Source organism: Streptomyces sp. NPDC005899 (genome assembly GCF_040629645.1).
Classification (GTDB): domain Bacteria; phylum Actinomycetota; class Actinomycetes; order Streptomycetales; family Streptomycetaceae; genus Streptomyces.
In genome coordinates, this window is the sequence record NZ_JBEXWB010000112.1 from 1 (window position 1) to 16,938 (window position 16,938).

Annotated in this window: 17 protein-coding genes; 9 read left to right on the forward strand and 8 right to left on the reverse strand. The window is 72.1% G+C overall.

Annotated features, from left to right (window positions below; all coding sequences use genetic code 11):
- Together ABZ371_RS15255 and ABZ371_RS15260 are read right to left on the reverse strand one after the other, a co-directional pair.
- The coding region (locus ABZ371_RS15255; RefSeq protein WP_358678807.1) for a glycosyl hydrolase 53 family protein at positions 1–1,206 on the reverse strand (1,206 nt) is incomplete at its 3' end.
- Positions 1,207–1,251: 45 nt separating this feature from the next.
- Complete coding sequence (locus ABZ371_RS15260; RefSeq protein ID WP_358678810.1) at positions 1,252–3,297, reverse strand: beta-galactosidase; 2,046 nt, start codon at positions 3,295–3,297, stop codon at positions 1,252–1,254.
- Positions 3,298–3,485: 188 nt separating this feature from the next.
- On the opposite strand from ABZ371_RS15260, the gene ABZ371_RS15265 reads away from it, so the two are divergent.
- The 4 genes from ABZ371_RS15265 to ABZ371_RS15280 are packed head-to-tail and all read left to right on the forward strand — an operon-like array spanning position 3,486 to position 7,662.
- Positions 3,486–4,808, forward strand: coding sequence for an extracellular solute-binding protein (locus tag ABZ371_RS15265; RefSeq protein WP_358678813.1), 1,323 nt, complete (start codon positions 3,486–3,488; stop codon positions 4,806–4,808).
- Positions 4,805–5,731, forward strand: a complete 927-nt coding sequence (locus ABZ371_RS15270; RefSeq protein WP_358678816.1) for a sugar ABC transporter permease — start codon at positions 4,805–4,807, stop codon at positions 5,729–5,731. The genes ABZ371_RS15265 and ABZ371_RS15270 overlap by 4 nt, the downstream gene beginning before the upstream one ends.
- Positions 5,728–6,585 (forward strand): carbohydrate ABC transporter permease, encoded by an 858-nt coding sequence (locus tag ABZ371_RS15275; RefSeq protein WP_358678819.1) that lies wholly within the window; start codon positions 5,728–5,730, stop codon positions 6,583–6,585. The genes ABZ371_RS15270 and ABZ371_RS15275 overlap by 4 nt, the downstream gene beginning before the upstream one ends.
- A 42-nt stretch (positions 6,586–6,627) precedes the next feature.
- Positions 6,628–7,662, forward strand: a complete 1,035-nt coding sequence (locus ABZ371_RS15280; protein WP_358678822.1) for a LacI family DNA-binding transcriptional regulator — start codon at positions 6,628–6,630, stop codon at positions 7,660–7,662.
- A 73-nt stretch (positions 7,663–7,735) separates the two neighbouring features.
- Here ABZ371_RS15280 and ABZ371_RS15285 read toward each other — a convergent pair whose 3' ends face one another.
- Positions 7,736–8,806, reverse strand: a complete 1,071-nt coding sequence (locus ABZ371_RS15285) for an alkene reductase (RefSeq protein WP_358678824.1) — start codon at positions 8,804–8,806, stop codon at positions 7,736–7,738.
- A 189-nt stretch (positions 8,807–8,995) separates the two neighbouring features.
- Between ABZ371_RS15285 and ABZ371_RS15290 the strand changes: the two genes are divergently transcribed.
- A complete protein-coding gene (locus ABZ371_RS15290; protein ID WP_358678827.1) occupies positions 8,996–9,532 on the forward strand; it encodes a MarR family winged helix-turn-helix transcriptional regulator in 537 nt (178 codons plus the stop codon).
- Between the two features lie 46 nt (positions 9,533–9,578).
- On the opposite strand, the gene ABZ371_RS15295 is transcribed toward ABZ371_RS15290, so the two are convergent.
- The 3 genes from ABZ371_RS15295 to ABZ371_RS15305 all read right to left on the reverse strand — a co-directional run bounded on the left by ABZ371_RS15295 (position 9,579) and on the right by ABZ371_RS15305 (position 12,064).
- Positions 9,579–10,640, reverse strand: a complete 1,062-nt coding sequence (locus tag ABZ371_RS15295) for an aminotransferase class V-fold PLP-dependent enzyme (protein WP_358678830.1) — start codon at positions 10,638–10,640, stop codon at positions 9,579–9,581.
- Between the two features lie 70 nt (positions 10,641–10,710).
- Positions 10,711–11,466, reverse strand: a complete 756-nt coding sequence (locus tag ABZ371_RS15300; protein ID WP_358678832.1) for a DsbA family oxidoreductase — start codon at positions 11,464–11,466, stop codon at positions 10,711–10,713.
- A gap of 181 nt (positions 11,467–11,647) precedes the next feature.
- Positions 11,648–12,064: an ATP-binding protein gene (locus tag ABZ371_RS15305; protein ID WP_358678835.1), complete on the reverse strand. Its 417-nt coding sequence runs from the start codon at positions 12,062–12,064 to the stop codon at positions 11,648–11,650.
- A gap of 100 nt (positions 12,065–12,164) precedes the next feature.
- Between ABZ371_RS15305 and ABZ371_RS15310 the strand changes: the two genes are divergently transcribed.
- A complete protein-coding gene (locus ABZ371_RS15310) occupies positions 12,165–13,022 on the forward strand; it encodes a helix-turn-helix transcriptional regulator (RefSeq protein ID WP_358678838.1) in 858 nt (285 codons plus the stop codon).
- The gene (locus tag ABZ371_RS15315) at positions 13,019–13,219 is read left to right on the forward strand and encodes a DUF397 domain-containing protein (RefSeq protein ID WP_358678841.1); all 201 of its coding nucleotides are present in this window, start codon (positions 13,019–13,021) and stop codon (positions 13,217–13,219) included. Before ABZ371_RS15310 ends, ABZ371_RS15315 begins: the two co-directional genes overlap by 4 nt.
- Positions 13,220–13,295: 76 nt before the next feature.
- Here the strand turns inward: ABZ371_RS15315 and ABZ371_RS15320 are convergent, their stop codons facing one another.
- Together ABZ371_RS15320 and ABZ371_RS15325 are read right to left on the reverse strand one after the other, a co-directional pair.
- Positions 13,296–13,907, reverse strand: a complete 612-nt coding sequence (locus tag ABZ371_RS15320) for a DUF1349 domain-containing protein (RefSeq protein WP_358678843.1) — start codon at positions 13,905–13,907, stop codon at positions 13,296–13,298.
- Positions 13,904–15,424 (reverse strand): aldehyde dehydrogenase (NADP(+)), encoded by a 1,521-nt coding sequence (locus tag ABZ371_RS15325; protein ID WP_358678846.1) that lies wholly within the window; start codon positions 15,422–15,424, stop codon positions 13,904–13,906. Before ABZ371_RS15325 ends, ABZ371_RS15320 begins: the two co-directional genes overlap by 4 nt.
- 166 nt (positions 15,425–15,590) lie before the next feature.
- Here ABZ371_RS15325 and ABZ371_RS15330 point away from each other — a divergent pair, with 166 nt between their 5' ends.
- The gene (locus tag ABZ371_RS15330; RefSeq protein WP_358678848.1) at positions 15,591–16,361 is read left to right on the forward strand and encodes an IclR family transcriptional regulator; all 771 of its coding nucleotides are present in this window, start codon (positions 15,591–15,593) and stop codon (positions 16,359–16,361) included.
- A gap of 4 nt (positions 16,362–16,365) precedes the next feature.
- Entirely contained in the window at positions 16,366–16,839 is a 474-nt protein-coding gene (locus ABZ371_RS15335; RefSeq protein WP_358678851.1) for a GNAT family N-acetyltransferase, read from the forward strand.
- Positions 16,840–16,938 lie beyond the last annotated feature (99 nt).

The following is a 16,938-nucleotide window of genomic DNA, read 5'->3' on the forward strand; positions in this document are numbered from 1 at the left end:
ATCGTGCTGGACCTGCCCGAGGAGGTCTGCCGCGCACGCAACAGCACCCGCCCGGACCGCGCCGGCATGCCCCGGCACGTGGTCCAGCGCCACCGCGTTGTCGAACCACCGGCGGGTGCCCGCGTTGTCGCCCCCCTCGGCGAGGTGGAGCGCCACCTTCGTGCCGGCGGAGACGGCCTTGGCGGCGTTCGCCCCGGAGGTGAGGAGTCCGGCCAGCTGGGGCCAGTTGTCCGTGGAGCCCTCCGGCCAGAGCATCCCGGCGTTGGTCTCGTTGCCGATCTGCACCATGTCGGCCGTGGTCCCCTGGGCCTTCAGGGCGTTCAGCACGTCGTAGGTGTGGTGGTAGACGTCCGTGCGGAGCTGGGTGTAGCCGTGCCCGGCCCAGGCGGCGGGCTTGTTCTGCTTGCCCGGGTCGGCCCAGGCGTCGGAGTAGTGGAAGTCGATCAGGGTCTTCATGCCGAGGGCCTTGGCGCGCTTGGCCATGGCCAGGACGTGCGCCTTGTCGTTGTACCCGTCGGCCGGGCCCACCCACACCTTGAGGCGCACGTAGTTCATCCCGGAGCGCTGGAGGATGCCCATGGCGTCCCCGGCCCTGCCGCTCGCGTCGCGGTAGGCCGCGCCGTGCGCCTCGTTCTTCGGGAGGGTGGAGAGGTCACCGCCCCGGACGCTCAGCCCGGTGCTTCCCGGGGTGAAGGTGATGTCGTCGAAGTTGGCCCACTCCCCCGCGTGCGCGTCGGAGTTGAGGCTGATGGTGCAGGCTCCGCCGGTCACCTTCACGGAGGTCACGAGCCGGACCCAGGCGCCGTCCGCAGTGGGTGGCAGGTCGGTGCGCTGCTCGGCGGACCCGCAGCCGCGCAGGGCCAGGTAGGCGGAGTTCTGGCCGCCACCTGAGCGGACCCAGGCGCTGAGGGTGTATGTGCCGTCGGTGAGGCCGCTCAGGTACTGGTAGGTCTCGACCTTGTACGCCGAGGCCGACCAGTGGCTGAGCCGGGTGCTTCCGCCACGGCCGCCGGACTCGGTGAAGGAGGCGCTGTTCTGTCCGCCCGCCGAGTAGGTGGACCAGCCGGCCGTGCCTGACTCGAAACCGGTGTTGACGGGGGCGGTGGCCGCGTGTGCGGCCTGGGCGGGGAGCGCGGCGAACACGAGGCCGCAGAGCGCGGCCACCGTCCCGGCCGCCTTCGCGCGGGCGTGCTTCGTTCCGTACATCGTCGATGTCCCTTCGACAGTTGTGCGGGTTGACGTGCGGGGGCCTCAGCCGTCGAGTCGTACGACACGGACGGTGCCCGCCGGGACGGCGAGCTTGTCCGCGGCGGGCTCGCCGGTGAGGAGTTCGGTGCCGGGCGCGTCCATCGCCACCACGGCGTCGGCGTCGGTGTGGTTGATCGCGAAGAGGTAACCGCCGCTCTCACCGGTGCGGCGTACGACCTCGACGTCGTACGGCAGGCCGGTGCGGGGCCGGATGCCCGCGTCCGCGGCGGCGCGGTCCAGCACGGCGTCCAGGTCGCCGCCGGAGAGCCGGGTGGAGACGTACCAGGCGGTGCCTCCACCGAGCCGGTTGCGGGTGACGGCGGGCCGGCCGGCGGGGATGCCGTCGGCGTACGACCAGACGGTCTCGGCGCCGCGCGGGATCACCACGTCGGACCAGAGGTCGCCGGTCAGCTCCGGGCCCTCCGGGGCGCCCTCGGGCGTGATCAGGCGGACGGTTCCGCCCTCGCCGAGCGGGGAGAACTCCTCGACGGTCAGGCCGAGGACGTCGCGCAGCGCGCCGGGGTAGGGCCCGGGGTGGACGGCGTCGTCGGTGTCCACGATGCCGGAGAAGTAGGAGACGACGAGGGTGCCGCCGTGCTCGACGTACCGGCGCAGGTTGCGGCCGGTCTCCTCGGTGGCGAGGTAGAGCGCGGGGACGACGACCAGGGGGTACGCGGAGAGGTCCGCTTCCGGATGGGCGAAGTCGACCGTGAGGTGGCGGTCGTAGAGCGAGGCGTAGAAGGTGTCGGCCCGTTCGCGGGCGTCGTGCTCCTGGCTGGGGCGCCACTCCAGGGACTGCGCCCACCAGGACTGCCAGTCCCAGAGCATGGCCACGTCGGCGACGGTCCGGGTGCCCCGGATGTCCCCCAGCCGGCCGAGGGCGGCGCCGAGTGCGCTCACCTCGCGCCAGACGCGCGAGTCGGTCCCGGCGTGCGGGACCATCGCGGAGTGGAACTTCTCGGCTCCGCGGCGGGACTGGCGCCACTGGAAGAACATCGCGCCCTCGGAGCCCCGGGCGACGTGGGCGAGGCTGTTGCGGGCCATCTCGCCGGGGCGCTTGGCGGGGTTGCGGGGCTGCCAGTTGACGCCGCTGGTGGAGTGTTCCAGGAGCAGCCAGGGGGCGCCGCCCGCCACGGAGCGGGTGAGGTCGGCGGCCATGGCGAGGTTGACGTGGGTGCGGCGGCCGTCGGTGATCAGGTAGTGGTCGTTGGTGACGAGGTCGACCTCGCGGCCCCAGGCCCAGTAGTCGACGGAGTCGCACTGGCTGAGGGCGGTCATGAAGTTGGTGGTGACCGGGACGCCTGGGGCGAGCCGGTGCAGGATGTCGCGTTCGGCGGTGAAGTTCTCGCGCATGGTGGCGTCGGCGAAACGGGCGTAGTCCAGCTGCTGGGCTGGGTTGCCTACGGTCGGGGTGGTGCGGGGCGGATCGATCTCGTCCAGGCTGCGGTAGCGCTGGCCCCAGAAGGCGGTGCCCCAGGCCTCGTTGACCGCGTCGACCGAGCCGTGCCGGGCCGCGAGCCAGCGGCGGAAGTGGGCGGCGCAGCTGTCGCAGTAGCAGGCGCTGACGGGGACGCCGTACTCGTTGTGGACGTGCCACATCGCGAGGGCGGGGTGCGTGGCGTACCGGCGGGCGAGCTGCTCGGTGATGCGCGCCGCGGCGGCCCGGTAGGGGGCCGAGCTGTGGCAGATGGCACCGCGTGAGCCGAAGGCGAGGCGGGTTCCGTCCCGGGTGACCGGGAGGGCTTCGGGGTGGGCGCGGTAGAACCAGGCCGGCGGGGCGACGGTGGGGGTTGCGAGGTCGGCCCGGACGCCGTTGACGTGCAGCAGGTCCATCAGGCGGTCGAGCCAGCCGAAGTCGTAGGTGCCGGGCGCGGATTCCAGCAGCGCCCAGGAGAAGACGCCGACGCTGACCATGGTCACGCCCGCTTCCCGCATCAGGCGCACGTCCTCGTGCCAGACCTCCTCGGGCCACTGCTCGGGGTTGTAGTCGCCGCCGAAGGCCAGTTCGTGCAGACCGACCGGGTACGGAGCGGGTTTCGCGTGCGGCATGGACGGCTCCTGGCTCTTCGGGGCAGTTTCTGGGAACGTGCACACACACTCTCGGCGGCGCAGGGCCAACATAACCGCACAGCAACAACCATTGACAAGTGTCGGTTTCGTTTCTCTACTGTGAACGCTCACAGCGCCGTTCCGGCCGGTCCGCCGAAGCGCCTGTTCGTCTCGTCAGGGGAGAAACCATGAAATACCGCATCCTCGCGGTGTCCACCGCCGCCGCACTCGCCACCACGCTGCTCTCGGGCTGCGGCTCCCCGGACGACGGGGGCGACGGGGACGGCGGACCGGCCTCCTCCGGGCCCGCCTCCCTCACCTACTGGGCGTGGGCGCCCGGCCTGGACAAGGTCGCGGACATCTGGAACAAGGGCCCCGGCAAGGAGGCCGGGATCACGGTCACGGTGAAGAAGCAGGCGTCGGGCGACGACCTCGTCACCAAGATCATCACGGCCGCCAAGGCCCACAAGGCCCCTGACCTGGTCCAGGCCGAGTACCAGGCGCTCCCCACCCTCGTCTCCAACGACGTCCTCGCCGACATATCGAAGGAGGCGGGCGACGCGAAGGGCGCCTTCGCCGAGGGGATCTGGCAGCAGGCGACGCTCGGCTCGGACGCCCTGTACGCGCTGCCCCAGGACTCCGGCCCGCTGATGTTCTACTACCGCCAGGACCTCTTCGAGCAGTACGGCCTGAGCGTGCCCACCACCTGGGACGAGTTCGCCGAGACCGCCCGGGCGCTGAAGAAGAAGGCCCCGGACAAGGACCTGACCACCTTCTCCTCCAACGACTCGGGCCTCTTCGCGGGCCTCGCCCAGCAGGCGGGCGCACAGTGGTGGACCACCGGCGGTGACAAGTGGAAGGTCGCGATCGACGACCCCGCCACGCGCAAGGTGGCCGACTTCTGGGGCGGCCTCGTCAAGGAAGGGGCCATCGACAACCAGCCGATGTACACCCCGGCCTGGAACAAGGCGCTCAACACCGGCAAGCAGATCGCCTGGGTCAGCGCCGTCTGGGCCCCGGGCACGCTGACCACCGCGGCTCCCGACACGAAGGGGAAATGGGCGATGGCCCCCCTCCCCCAGTGGACCGCGGGCGAAAGCGTCACCGGCAGCTGGGGCGGGTCGTCCACCGCCGTCACCAACGACTCGAAGCACAAGGGGGCCGCCGCCGCCTTCGCGAAGTGGCTGAACACGGACCCCGCCGCCCTCGCCGCGCTGGTGAAGGAGAGCGGCGTCTATCCCGCCGCGACCGCGGCCCAGACCGCCGGCGCGCTCTCGAAGGCGCCGGACTACTTCCCCAACCAGCCCGCCTTCTACACCGAGGCCGCCGAGATCGCCCAGGGCACGGCGCCCGCGGCCTGGGGCCCGAACGTCAACGTCGCGTACAGCGCCTTCAAGGACAACTTCGCGAAGGCCGCCAAGAACAGGTCCGGCTTCGGCCCCGCGCTGGCCGCCATGCAGGCCGCCACCGTCGCGGACCTGAAGAAGCAGGGCTTCGGGGTCTCGCAGTGACCCGCACACCGCGCAGGGGGGCGTACGGGGTCAAGGGGGCCCCGTACGCCTTCCTGGTCCCCGCCACCGTCCTGTTCCTGCTCTTCTTCGCGCTGCCCATCGGCTACGCCCTCCACCTCAGCTTCCGCAGGACCGAGGTCAAGGGTCTCGGCCTCGGCAAGGGCGCCCGGGAGGAGGTCTGGGCCGGCCTCGCCAACTACACCGACGCGCTCCTCGACGCGGAGCTGCTGCGCGGAGCACTGCGCATCCTCGGCTACGGCGCGATCGTCGTCCCGGTGATGCTCGGCCTCGCCCTGCTCTTCGCCCTGCTGCTGGACACCGAGCGGGTCCGGCTGCGCGGGTTCACCCGGCTGGCGATCTTCCTGCCGTACGCGATCCCCGGTGTCATCGCCGCACTGATGTGGGGCTTCCTCTACCTGCCGGACGTCAGCCCCTTCCTGTACGTGCTCGACGCCGTGGGGTTGCCGCGGCCCGACCTGCTGGACGGCGGGCCGCTGTACTTCTCGCTCGCCAACATCGCGGTGTGGGGCGGCACCGGCTTCAACATGATCGTGATCTACACCTCGCTGCGCGCGATCCCCGCCGAGATATTCGAGGCGGCGCGGCTCGACGGCTGCTCGCAGCTGCAGATCGCGCTGCGGATCAAGATCCCCATGGTGGCGCCCTCGCTGATCCTGACGTTCTTCTTCTCGATCATCGCCACCCTCCAGGTGTTCAGCGAGCCGACGACGCTGAGGCCGCTGACCAACTCGCTCTCCACCACCTGGAGTCCGCTGATGAAGGTCTACCAGGACGCCTTCGTCGACAACGACATCCACGCGGCCGCCGCCCAGGCGGTCCTCATCGCCCTGGCCACCCTGGCCCTGTCCTTCGGCTTCCTCAAGGCGGCCAACTCCCGTACGAAGCAGGGAGACTCCCGTTGAGCACCCCGACCCTCACCGCCGGCCGCCGGCGCTTCCCGCTCGTCCCCACCGCCGCGCTGCTGCTGGGCGCCGTGTACTGCCTGCTGCCGGTCCTGTGGGTCCTGGTCGCCTCCACGAAGTCCGGCAGTGAGCTGTTCTCCACGTTCACCTTCCTCCCGGGCTCGGGGCTCACCGAGAACATCGCCGACCTCTCGGCCTACCGCGACGGCGTGTACTGGCGGTGGATGGCCAACTCGGCCTTCTACGCCGGGGTGGGAGCCCTCCTGTCCACCGCGGTGTCGGCGGTCTCGGGGTACGCCCTGGCGGTGTACCGCTTCCGCGGGAAGGAGACCGTCTTCAACATCCTGCTGGCCGGGGTGCTGATGCCTCCGGTCATCCTGGCCGTCCCGCAGTACCTGCTGCTGGCCAAGGCCGACATGACCGACTCGTACCTGTCGGTGCTGCTGCCGGCCGTCCTCTCCCCGTACGGCGTCTACCTGGCCCGGATCTACGCGGCGGCGGCCGTGCCGGCCGACGTGATCGAGGCCGGACGCGTGGACGGGGGCGGCGAGTGGCGGATCTTCCGGACCATCGCGCTGCCGATGATGCTGCCGGGGCTCGTGACCGTCTTCCTGTTCCAGTTCGTGGCCGTGTGGAACAACTTCCTGCTGCCCTACATCATGCTCGGCGACGACGAGAAGTTCCCGGTGACCCTGGGGCTCTACACCCTGCTCCAGCAGGGCGCCACCACCCCCGCCCTGTACACCCTGGTCATCACCGGCGCCCTGCTGGCGATCATTCCGCTGATCGTCCTGTTCCTCGTGATCCAGCGGTTCTGGAGCCTCGACCTGCTCTCCGGCGCCGTAAAGTCCTGACAGCTCCTCAACAGGGCTTCCCTTGATGAAAGATCTTGCTCCATGAGCCGCACAGAACAGAACGGCACGGGACGCCGCCGCCCCCCGACGATCCACGACGTCGCCCGGGAGGCCGGGGTGTCCCGGGGCACGGTCTCCCGGGTGCTCAACGGCGGTCACAACGTGAGCCCGGCCGCGCTCGACGCGGTGCAGTCCGCGATACGCCGGACCGGTTACACCGTGAACCGCCACGCCCGCTCCCTGATCACCGGCCGCTCCGACTCGGTGGCGTTCCTGCTGACCGAACCCCAGGAGCGGTTCTTCGAGGACCCGAACTTCAACGTGCTGCTGCGCGGCTGCACCACCGCGCTGGCCGCGCACGACATCCCGCTGCTGCTCATGATCGCCGGGACGGAGGCGGAGCGACGCCGGAACATGCGCTACATCGCCGGGCACGTGGACGGGGTGCTGCTGGTCTCCAACCACTCCGGCGACCCGGTCGCCGCGCAGCTCCACGAGGCCGGAGTACCCCTGGTGGCCTGCGGGAAGCCGCTCGGCCACGGCTCCAGGGTCAGCTACGTGGCCGCCGACGACCTGGGCGGCGCCCGGGACATGGTGCGCTTCCTGTACGAGTCGGGGCGCCGCCGGATCGCCACGGTCACGGGCCCCCTGGACACCCCGGGCGGTGTGGCACGGCTGGCGGGCTACCGCGAGACGCTCGCCGAGTGCGGGCTCGGTCTCGACGAGGCCCTGGTCGTGCCGGGCGACTACAGCCGGGCGGGCGGTGAGGCGGCGGCCTCGCTCCTGCTGGACCGGGCGCCGGACGTCGACGCCGTGTTCGTCGCGTCCGACCTGATGGCCCAGGGTGTGCTCACCGCGCTGGAGCGCGCGGGCCGGCGGGTGCCGCAGGACGTCGCCGTCGGCGGTTTCGACGACTCCCCGGCGGCGCTCGCCGCACGCCCCGAACTGACGACGGTGCGCCAGCCGTGGGACCGGATCAGCTCGGAGATGGTGCGGGTCCTGCTGGCGCAGATCGGTGGCGAGGACCCGGCCGCGGTCATCCTCCCCACCGAACTGGTCCGCCGGGACTCGGCGTAGCGGTACGGCTCGGACGGCGTCCGGCTCGGAAGGTGTACGGAGCGAACGGCATCCGGATCGAGCGGCGTAGGGATCAGACGGCGTCCAGGGCCGGGTAGTCCGTGTAGCCCTTCGCGTCGCCTCCGAAGAAGGTCGACGGGTCCGGTGTGTTGAAGGGCCCGCCGGCCTTCAGCCGGGCCGGCAGGTCCGGGTTGGCGAGGAACAGCGCACCGTAGGAGATCAGGTCCGCGGTCCCGTCGTCGATCACCGTGTGGTGCCCGGGGCCGGTGGGGCCGTCGGAGTGCACGTTGAGGACGAGGGTGCCGGAGAACCGCTTGCGCAGCGCGAGGGTGAGCTCGCGGATGCCGACCGCCTCCAGTACGTGCAGGTAGGCGAGACCGAGGGGCTCCAGCTCGGCGACGAGCGCGGTGTACAGCGCGTCGGGCTCGGGCTCCTCGATGCCGTTGTACGGGTTGCCGGGCGAGATGCGAAGCGCGGTCCGCTCGGCACCGATCTCGGCGACGACCGCCTTGACGACCTCGACGGCGAACCGGGTGCGTGCCTGCTCCGAGCCGCCCCACGCGTCGGTGCGCAGGTTGGTGTTGGGGGCCAGGAACTGGTGGATCAGGTAGCCGTTGGCGGCGTGCAGCTCCACCCCGTCGAAACCGGCTTCGACGGCGTTGCGGGCGGCCGTGGCGAAGTCGTCCACGGTCGCCCGGATCTCGGCCTCGGTGAGCTCGTGCGGGGTGACGAAGTCCTTCGGCCCCTCGTGGGTGTAGATCTGGCCGGGCGCGGCGACCGGGGAGGGTGCCACCGGGACCAGGCCGTCCGGCAGCAGGACGGGGTGGCCTATCCGGCCCGCGTGCATGATCTGGGCGAAGATGCGGCCGCCGGCCGCGTGCACGGAGTCGGTGACCCTGCGCCAGGAGGCGACCTGTCCGGCACTGTGCAGGCCCGGGGTGGTGGGGTAGCCCTGTCCGACCACGGACGGCTGGACGCCCTCGGTGATGAGCAGCCCGGCCGAGGCGCGCTGGGTGTAGTAGGTGACGGTGAGGTCGGTGGCCGTGCCGCCCTCACCCGCCCGGCTGCGGGTCATGGGCGCCAGGGCTATGCGGTTGGCCAGCTGTGTACCGGACAGGTCGACGGGATCGAACACGGTGGTCATGGGAGCCCCCAGGGCAGTTATATGGTCGGCCAACTAATCGGTGCGCGCCACTGTAGTTCATTGATTGGCCGACCAAGGTAATGTTCACGAGGACGTCACGAACGACGTCGTGACCCGCGTGCACCGAACCGGCTCCGGGCCGGGCAGCGGCGTCCGCCGACCCCGGCACCACCGCCCCGAGGAGTCCCGATGAACGCCGACGCCCACTCCACCGGAGCCGCGCAAGCCGCCCGGGACGGCGCCGCCCGCCCGGACGCGCTGCCCGGCGCGGCGCTCGGCGGCCCCGTCAGCCATGCCGTCTCCCGGGTCGCCCGGCTCCACCGGAACGCGGCCGGCCGGCTGCTCAAAGGGCTCGGGCTCTACCCCGGCCAGGAGTTCCTGATGATGCACCTGTGGGACAGCGGGGCCGTCCGGCAGTCGGAGCTGATCAGGTCCATGGACCTCGACCCGTCCACCGTGACGAAGATGCTCCAGCGCCTCGAACAGACCGGGCACGTGCGCCGCCGCCCGGACCCGGACGACCGGCGGGCCGTCCTGGTCGAGGCCACGGACGAGAGCTGTTCCCTCCACACCGCGGTGCGGGACGCCTGGTCCGGCCTGGAGGAGCACACCCTCGCGGGGCTCGCCCCGGCCGAGCGCGCGGAGCTGGCCCGGCTGCTCGCCAAGGTGGAGGGGAACCTGTGCCAGGAGGCCGGTGACTGCCCCGGCCCCCGCCCCGGGCCGTAGGGGCCCGAGCCGGAGCGGGCCGGGCCCGGTTCCGCGGACGACCGGCTCAGCCGGACAGCACGTCCAGGGCGCGGTCGACGTCGGCCTCGGTGTTGTACAGGTGGAAGGCCGCCCGCAGATTGCCGGCCCGGTTCGAGACCCTGACCCCCGCCCTGGCCAGCTCGGCCTCGCGTTCCCCCAGTCCGGGCACCGCGACCACCGCGGACTCCCCCGGCCACGCCTCGTGGCCGATCCCGGCCAGCCCCACGCGGAAGCGGGCCGCGAGCCCGGTGGCGTGGGCGTGCAGGGCCGTCGTCCCGATCCCGGCCAGCAGGGCCAGGGACTGCGCGGCCCCGTGGTACGCCAGGAAGGAGGTCGGCTCGTCGAACCGGCGGGCGGATGCGGCCAGCCGCCCGACCGGCCCGTACGTGCTCTGCCAGGGTTCCGCCGCCGACATCCAGCCCGCGTACAGCACCCGCAGGTCCTCCTGCGCCTGTTCGGTGACGGTGAGGAACGACGTGCCCCGGGGGCACAGCAGGAACTTGAAGGCGCCGGTGACCGTGTAGTCGTACGCCCCGGCGTCCAGCGGCAGCCATCCCGCGGCCTGGCTGGCGTCGAGCAGCGTGCGCGCCCCGTACCCGGCGGCGGCCGCGCGGATCGCGTCCAGGTCGGCGATCCTGCCGTCGGAGGACTGGACGGCCGAGAAGGCGACCAGCGCGGTACCGGGCCGCACGGCCTCGGCCAGCGCGGCCAGCGGGACGTACCGCATCTTGAGATCGCCACGCACGGCGAACGGGCTGACGACCGAGCTGAAGTCGCCTTCCGGCGCCAGGACTTCGGAGCCCGACGGCAGCGACGCGGCCACCAGCGCCACGTGGGCGGCGACGGATCCGCCGTTGGCCACGCGGTCCGGGGCGACGCCGACGAGACCGGCGAAGTCGGCCCGCGCCGCCTCCACGGCCTCCGCGCTGCCCATGCCGGTCCCGCGGCCCGTGGCGTTCTCCTCCGCCAGGGCCTTGACGGCCTCGACGGTCCGGCGCGGCAGCAGCCCGCAGTGGGCCGTCTCGAGGTACGTGGTCTCAGGCGCGAACTCGGCGGCCCTGGCCTGGTCGATCGCAGAAGTCTCCATGCCGGACAGCCTGACGCCCGCTCAACCTGTCGTCAATCGCACCAGGTTGAGCGGGAAAGCCAAGGTCTGCTTATATGCGCTGGTCGGACGCTTCCGCGTGCGCCGCGTCGCAGGATCCGTCCTTGTCGCAGGATCCGCCCGCGTCACAGGCCGCCCCCTCGCCGCCGAGCGGAGTGAGCGCGCTGATGTCCCGGTCCCTCCACGCCTGCTCCAGGGCCTGGACGAACACCTCGGACGGCTGGCCGCCGGAGATGCCGTAGCGCCGGTCGAGCACGAAGAAGGGGACGGCGTTCGCGCCCAGCTCGGCGGCCTCGCGTTCGTCGGTCCGCACGTCGTCCGCGTACGCCTCGGGATCGGCCAGCACCGCGCGGGCCTCGTCGGCGTCGAGCCCCGCCTCCACGGCGAGGTCGGCCAGCACGGCGTCGTCGAAGACGGAGCGCTCCTCGGCGAAGTTGGCCCGGTAGGCGGCGCTCAGCAGCTCGTCCTGACGCCCGCGCGCCTTGGCCAGGTGCAGCAGCCGGTGGATGTCGAAGGTGTTGCCGTGGTCCCGCCCCTCCGTGCGGTAGCCGAGGCCCTCGGCCCGCGCGTTCGCGGCGACGTTGGCCTCCATCCCCCTGGCCTCCTCCGGCGAGCGACCGTACTTGCGCGCCAGCATGTCGACCACCTGCTCGGTGTCGCCCTTGGCGCGCCCCGGGTCGAGCTCGAAGGAGCGGTGCACCACCTCGACCTCGTCCCGGTGGGCGAAGGCGGCCAGGCCCTTCTCGAAGCGGGCCTTGCCTATGTAGCACCACGGGCAGGCGATGTCGCTCCAGATCTCGACGCGCATGACTTCTGATTCTCCAGCTCTGGTTCGTGACGTACGGAGGGACCCTCCGCACGTCAGTGAACCGCCCGTGGCGGCTCAGGATTCCCCAGGTCCAGGCGCAGCACCAGGTGCGTGCCCGTAACGGGGCCGCTCCGGATCGGCGGCCCAGCCGTCGTGCGCGTGGAAGGACCGGGCCTCCGGATCAGGCCCTGGAGGTGATGTCGGCCCAGACGGTCTTGCCGGAAGGCGGGAAGGGCCGCACACCCCAGTCGGTGGCGAGCGCGTCCACGAGCACCGTACCGAGCCCTCCCGCGCGCCGGACGGGGAGGCGTTCCCCGCGCGGGTCGGTGACCTCGATCCTGAGCCCGGGCCCCTGCGGCCGGATGAGCGTGAGCCGGAAGCCGCGCCCCTCCAGCCGACCGTGCCGGACGGCGTTGGACGCGAGCTCGGCGACCACCAGGGCTGCGGTGCGGACGTCCTCGCCGTCACGGGGCCACCCCCACGCGACGAGCTGCTCCACCGCCAGCAGGCGCCCGAGCCGGGCACCACGCCGGGTCGCGCTGAGCAACTGGGTGAACTGCTGGGCGGCCATGGTCATCTGTACGGATTCGCTCGTCACACCACTCAGCGTGGCCCCGTGACCGTACGCTTACCAGGAGTGATGGCGGTACGTGACGAGCGCGTACCGGTACGCACGCAGGCGGGTACCGGAGGTACCGGTGGTTCTTGAAGACACGATCGGCGGCGGCGACGGCCCCGAGGAGGCGGCGGACCTGTTCCGCGTCCTCGGCCGCCAGGTGCGGCTGCTCAGGGAGCGGGCGGCACTGACGCAGCGCGAGCTCGGCGAGCGGCTCGGCTACAGCGAGGACCTCATCCGCTCGCTGGAGGGCGGCCGTCGCACGGCCCAGCCGGAGTTCCTGGACGCGGCGGACGACCTGCTGGGCGCGGGCGGGATGCTGCGGGCCGCGAAGGAGGACCTCGCCAGGGCGCGGGCCCGGGCGCGGGTCAGGCATCCGGCGTGGTTCCGCGACTACGCGCGGCTGGAGGCGGAAGCGGTGGAGATCAGCTTCTTCAGCACGCTGACGTTCCCCGGGCTCCTCCAGACAGAGGGGTACGCGCGCACCACTTTCATGTCGCGGCAACCCTTGCTGGACGAGGCGACCATCGAACAGCGTGTCGCCGCGCGGCTGGCGCGTCAGGAGATTCTCACCGTCTGGCCGTCACCGATGGTCAGCGCGGTCATCGATGAATCCGTGCTGCGCAGATCGGTCGGCGGCCATGAGGTGCGCATCGGCCAGCTCAAGCACATGCAACACCTCGCGCGGCTGCGCAGCACGACGATCCAGGTGCTTCCCATGGCCTGCGAGGACCACTCCGCGCTGGAGGGCCCGTTCGTCCTTCTCACCCCGAAGGGCAAGCAGCAGGTCGCCTACCTGGAAGTGCAGAGCACGAACCGGCTGATCACCGACGCCGAAGAGGTACGTATTCTGGCCGCACGGTACGGAAGCATTCGCGGTCAGGCCCTCAGTCCCCACGAGTCCCTGGCGCTGATCGAGGAGTTGCTGGGAGAGCGATGAGCACCGAACGCCGAACGGCCACCGAGCTCGACTGGTCCACGAGCAGCTACAGCGCAGGTGACGGCGGCGAATGCGTCGAGGTCGCCTCCACCGGTCACGTCGTCCTCGTCCGGGACTCGAAGGACACCGCCCGCCCCCACGTGACCGTCAGCCCCGCCGGCTGGGCGGATTTCCTGCGGTACGCGGCCGGCGGGTGACGCGGGGACCGGGCCCGCCGGGCTCCGCACTCCGGGGGCCGGAGTGCGGAGCCCCGCGGGGCGCCCGGCCGCCGGTTCAGCTGCCGTCGCGCAGGTCGTCGAGCCCACCCGGCGTGTAGGTGATCCGGTCGAAGGACGCCTCGCAGCCCTCGCCCGTGGGCGACTGGACGAGGAAGCCCGCGCGGGCCGCCGCCCGTTGCGCGGCCGTGCCCAGGGTGAAGACGCGGACGAAGGTCCACTTCTCCCCGTCGGCCGAGGCGTGGAAGGCGAAGGCGTCGCCGGTGCGGCTGAGCCGCAGCCAGCAGCTGTCGCCCTCGACGACGGCGGAGTTGACGTCGTCCGAGTGGCCCCGGGTGACGACCGTGCAGACGGTGGGCCGGTCCGGGGACAGCTCCAGGCAGAGCTTCGCCCACTCCCGCTCCCCCACGTGGAGGTAGAGCACCCCGGCGTCGAAGGCGGCGGCGAAGCCGACCGTCACCCGCGCGGCCAGCCGGAAGTCGCCTTCGGGCAGGGAGGCCAGCAGGCGGGGGGCGTCGGAGGCGGGCTCCAGGGAGTCACCGCCCGGCGGGACGAAGCGGTCCTGGCGGGCACCCGCCCGGCCGGTCAGCACACCGTTCTCGTACGCCCATCCGCCCTCGGGGCCGAACGGCTCCAGGGCGAAGGGGATTTCGGGAAGCCGCACGGTCATGCGCGGCGCCCGTCGACCCGGCGCGGCAGTCCCAGCGGGTTGTCCTCACGCAGCTCCGGGGGGAGCAGGGCGTCAGGCGTGGACTGGTAGCTGACGGGGCGCAGCCAGCGTTCGATCGCCGTGGCGCCGACCGAGGTGGAGGTGGACGTGGTGGCCGGGTAGGGGCCGCCGTGGTGCTGGGCGGGGGCGACGGCGACTCCGGTCGGCCAGCCGTTGACCAGGATGCGGCCCGCCAGCGGGGTGAGCTCCGTGAGCAGCCGGGCGGCTCCGGTGTCGGTCTCCTCGGTGGCGGTCTGGAGGGTGGCGGTGAGGTTGCCCGCGAGGCGGGAGAGCACGGCGGTGATCTCGTCCTCGGAGTCGTACCGTGCGACGACGGTGACGGGGCCGAAGCACTCCTCGAGGAGGGTGTCGTGCGGCCCTTCCTCGGCGAGCCGCCGCGCGGGCACGGTGAGGAAGCCGGCGGAGACGGTGTGCTCGCCACCCGCGCCGGGGGTGACGGGTGCCTCGACGTCGGGCAGCGCGGCCCGTTCGGCCACGCCCGAGACGAACGCGTCCCGCATGCGGTGGTCGAGCATGACGCCGGAACCGGTGTCGCTGACCGTCTCGGTCAGCGACTTCAGCAGCCGGTCCCCGGCCTCGCCGGACGGGGCGAGGACGAAACCGGGCTTGGTGCAGAACTGCCCGGCGCCCATGGTCATGGAGCCGCCGAGGCCGGCCCCGATCTGCTCGCCGCGCTCGGCGGCGGCCGCCGGGGTGATGACGACCGGGTTCAGCGAGCCCAGCTCGCCGTGGAACGGGATCGGGGTGGGGCGTGCCGCCGCCGCGTCGAAGAGGGCCCGGCCGCCGCGGATCGAACCGGTGAAGCCGGCCGCCGCGATCAGCGGGTGCTTCACCAGCTCGACGCCCGCGTCGAAGCCGTGGACCACGCTCACGACGTCCTCGGGCAGGCCGTTGCTCGCGGCCGCCCTGCGCAGGAGCGAGGCGCAGATCTCGGAGGTGGCGGGGTGGTCGGGGTGGGCCTTGACGACGACCGGGCAGCCCGCCGCGAGCGCGCTCGCGGTGTCCCCGCCGGGGACGGAGAAGGCGAGCGGGAAGTTGCTGGCGGAGTAGACGGCGACGACGCCGAGCGGGATCTTGTAGCGGCGCAGGTCGGGCCAGGGCGGGGTCCTGCTGCCGTCCTCGTGGTCGATGTGGATGTCGAGGAAGGCCCCCTCGTCGACGACCTCCGCGAAGGCCCGCAACTGGGCCGCCGTGCGGGCGAGTTCGCCGGTGAGCCGGGCCGGGCCGAGCGCCGTCTCCGCGTCGGCCGCCTCGATGACGTGTTCCCGGGCCTCGGCGAGCAGATCGGCCGCCGTGCGCAGGAACGCCGCGCGTACGGTGCGGTCGGTGAGGGCGTCGCGCACGGCGTGCGCGGCCCGGACCACACGGTCGACCTCCTCCGCTGTAGCCTCCACCGCAACCTGCTCACGCGGGTTCCCGGTGCGGGGGTCGACACTCCAGACTGGTGCTGCTGCCACCGTGTTTCCTTCCGCTCACTGCTACACATCAGAAGTTGTTCGGTATTCTGAACAGCGTTCCTGATCGTGAATATGGCAGGAACTCTATTTCCGGGTGTTCAGTGTTGGCAAGAAGTCGCAGGGTCGCGCACGGTTGTGGCAAGAGGGCTGGAAGGGGCAATGAGGCATGTCGGTCGCCGAGTCTGGTGGGGCACAGGTCAAGTCCGCGGTACGGACGGTGGAACTCCTCGAATACTTCGCGGGGCGCCCCGGCATGCACTCGCTGGCCGCCGTGCAGGAAGCCGTCGGCTACCCCAAGTCCAGCCTGTACATGCTGCTGCGCACCCTGGTGGAGCTCGGCTGGGTGGAGACCGACGCGACGGGCACGCGGTACGGCATCGGCGTGCGCGCCCTGCTCGTCGGCACCTCGTACATCGACGGCGACGAGGTCGTCGCCGCCGCCCGGCCCACCCTGGACCGGCTGTCGGACGACACCACGGAGACCATCCACCTGGCCCGCCTGGACGGCACGAACGTCGTGTACCTCGCCACCCGGCAGTCCCAGCACTACCTGCGCCCCTTCACCCGTGTCGGCCGCCGGCTCCCCGCCCACTCGACCTCGCTCGGCAAGGCCCTGCTGGCCACGCACAGCGACGAGCAGGTCCGCAAGATGCTGCCCGAGACCCTGCCGGCACTGACCGAGCACACCCTCACCGACCGCGAGAAGCTGATCGAGGAACTGCACGTCATCCGCGAGCAGGGGTACGCGGTGGACCGCGAGGAGAACACCCTGGGCCTGCGCTGCTTCGGCGTGGCCATCCCCTACCGCACGCCGGCGCGTGACGCCGTCAGCTGCTCCGTCCCGGTCGCCCGGCTCACGCCCGCGCACGAGCAGATGGTCAAGGACGCGCTGTTCGACGCCCGCGACCGCCTCACCCTCGCCACCCGGAGGCTGTGAGACCGTGCGCGTGACCCTCCGCGAGGTCCGGGACGGCGATCTGCCGCTGTTCTTCACCTTCATGAGCGATCCGGAGGCGACCCGGATGGCAGCCTTCACCAGCGCCGACCCTTCCGACCGGGCGATGTTCAACGCCCACTGGCAGCGCATCCGGGCCTCGGACACCGTCGTCATGCGCACGGTGCTCGCCGACGGCGTGGTGGTGGGCAGTGCCGGCGTCTACGGGCCACCGGCGGAGCGCGAGGTCACCTACTGGATCGACCGGACGCACTGGGGCAGGGGCCTGGCGACGGCGGCGCTGCGGGCGTTGCTCGACACCGTGCCGGAACGCCCGCTGCACGCGCGGGCCGCCGCGGACAACACGGGGTCGGTCCGGGTGCTGGAGAAGTGCGGCTTCACCGTGACCGGCACCGACCGGGGTTTCGCGGAGGCCCGCGGCGAGGAGACCGACGAGGTGCTCCTGCGGCTGGACGGCTGAGAGGGCCCCGCACGCCTGCCGGCGACGGCGCGACGCCGGCGCCCGCCACCGCGCCGTCCCAGCCGCCGCACCGCCGGGGCCGTGCGGGCATGCGCGGCG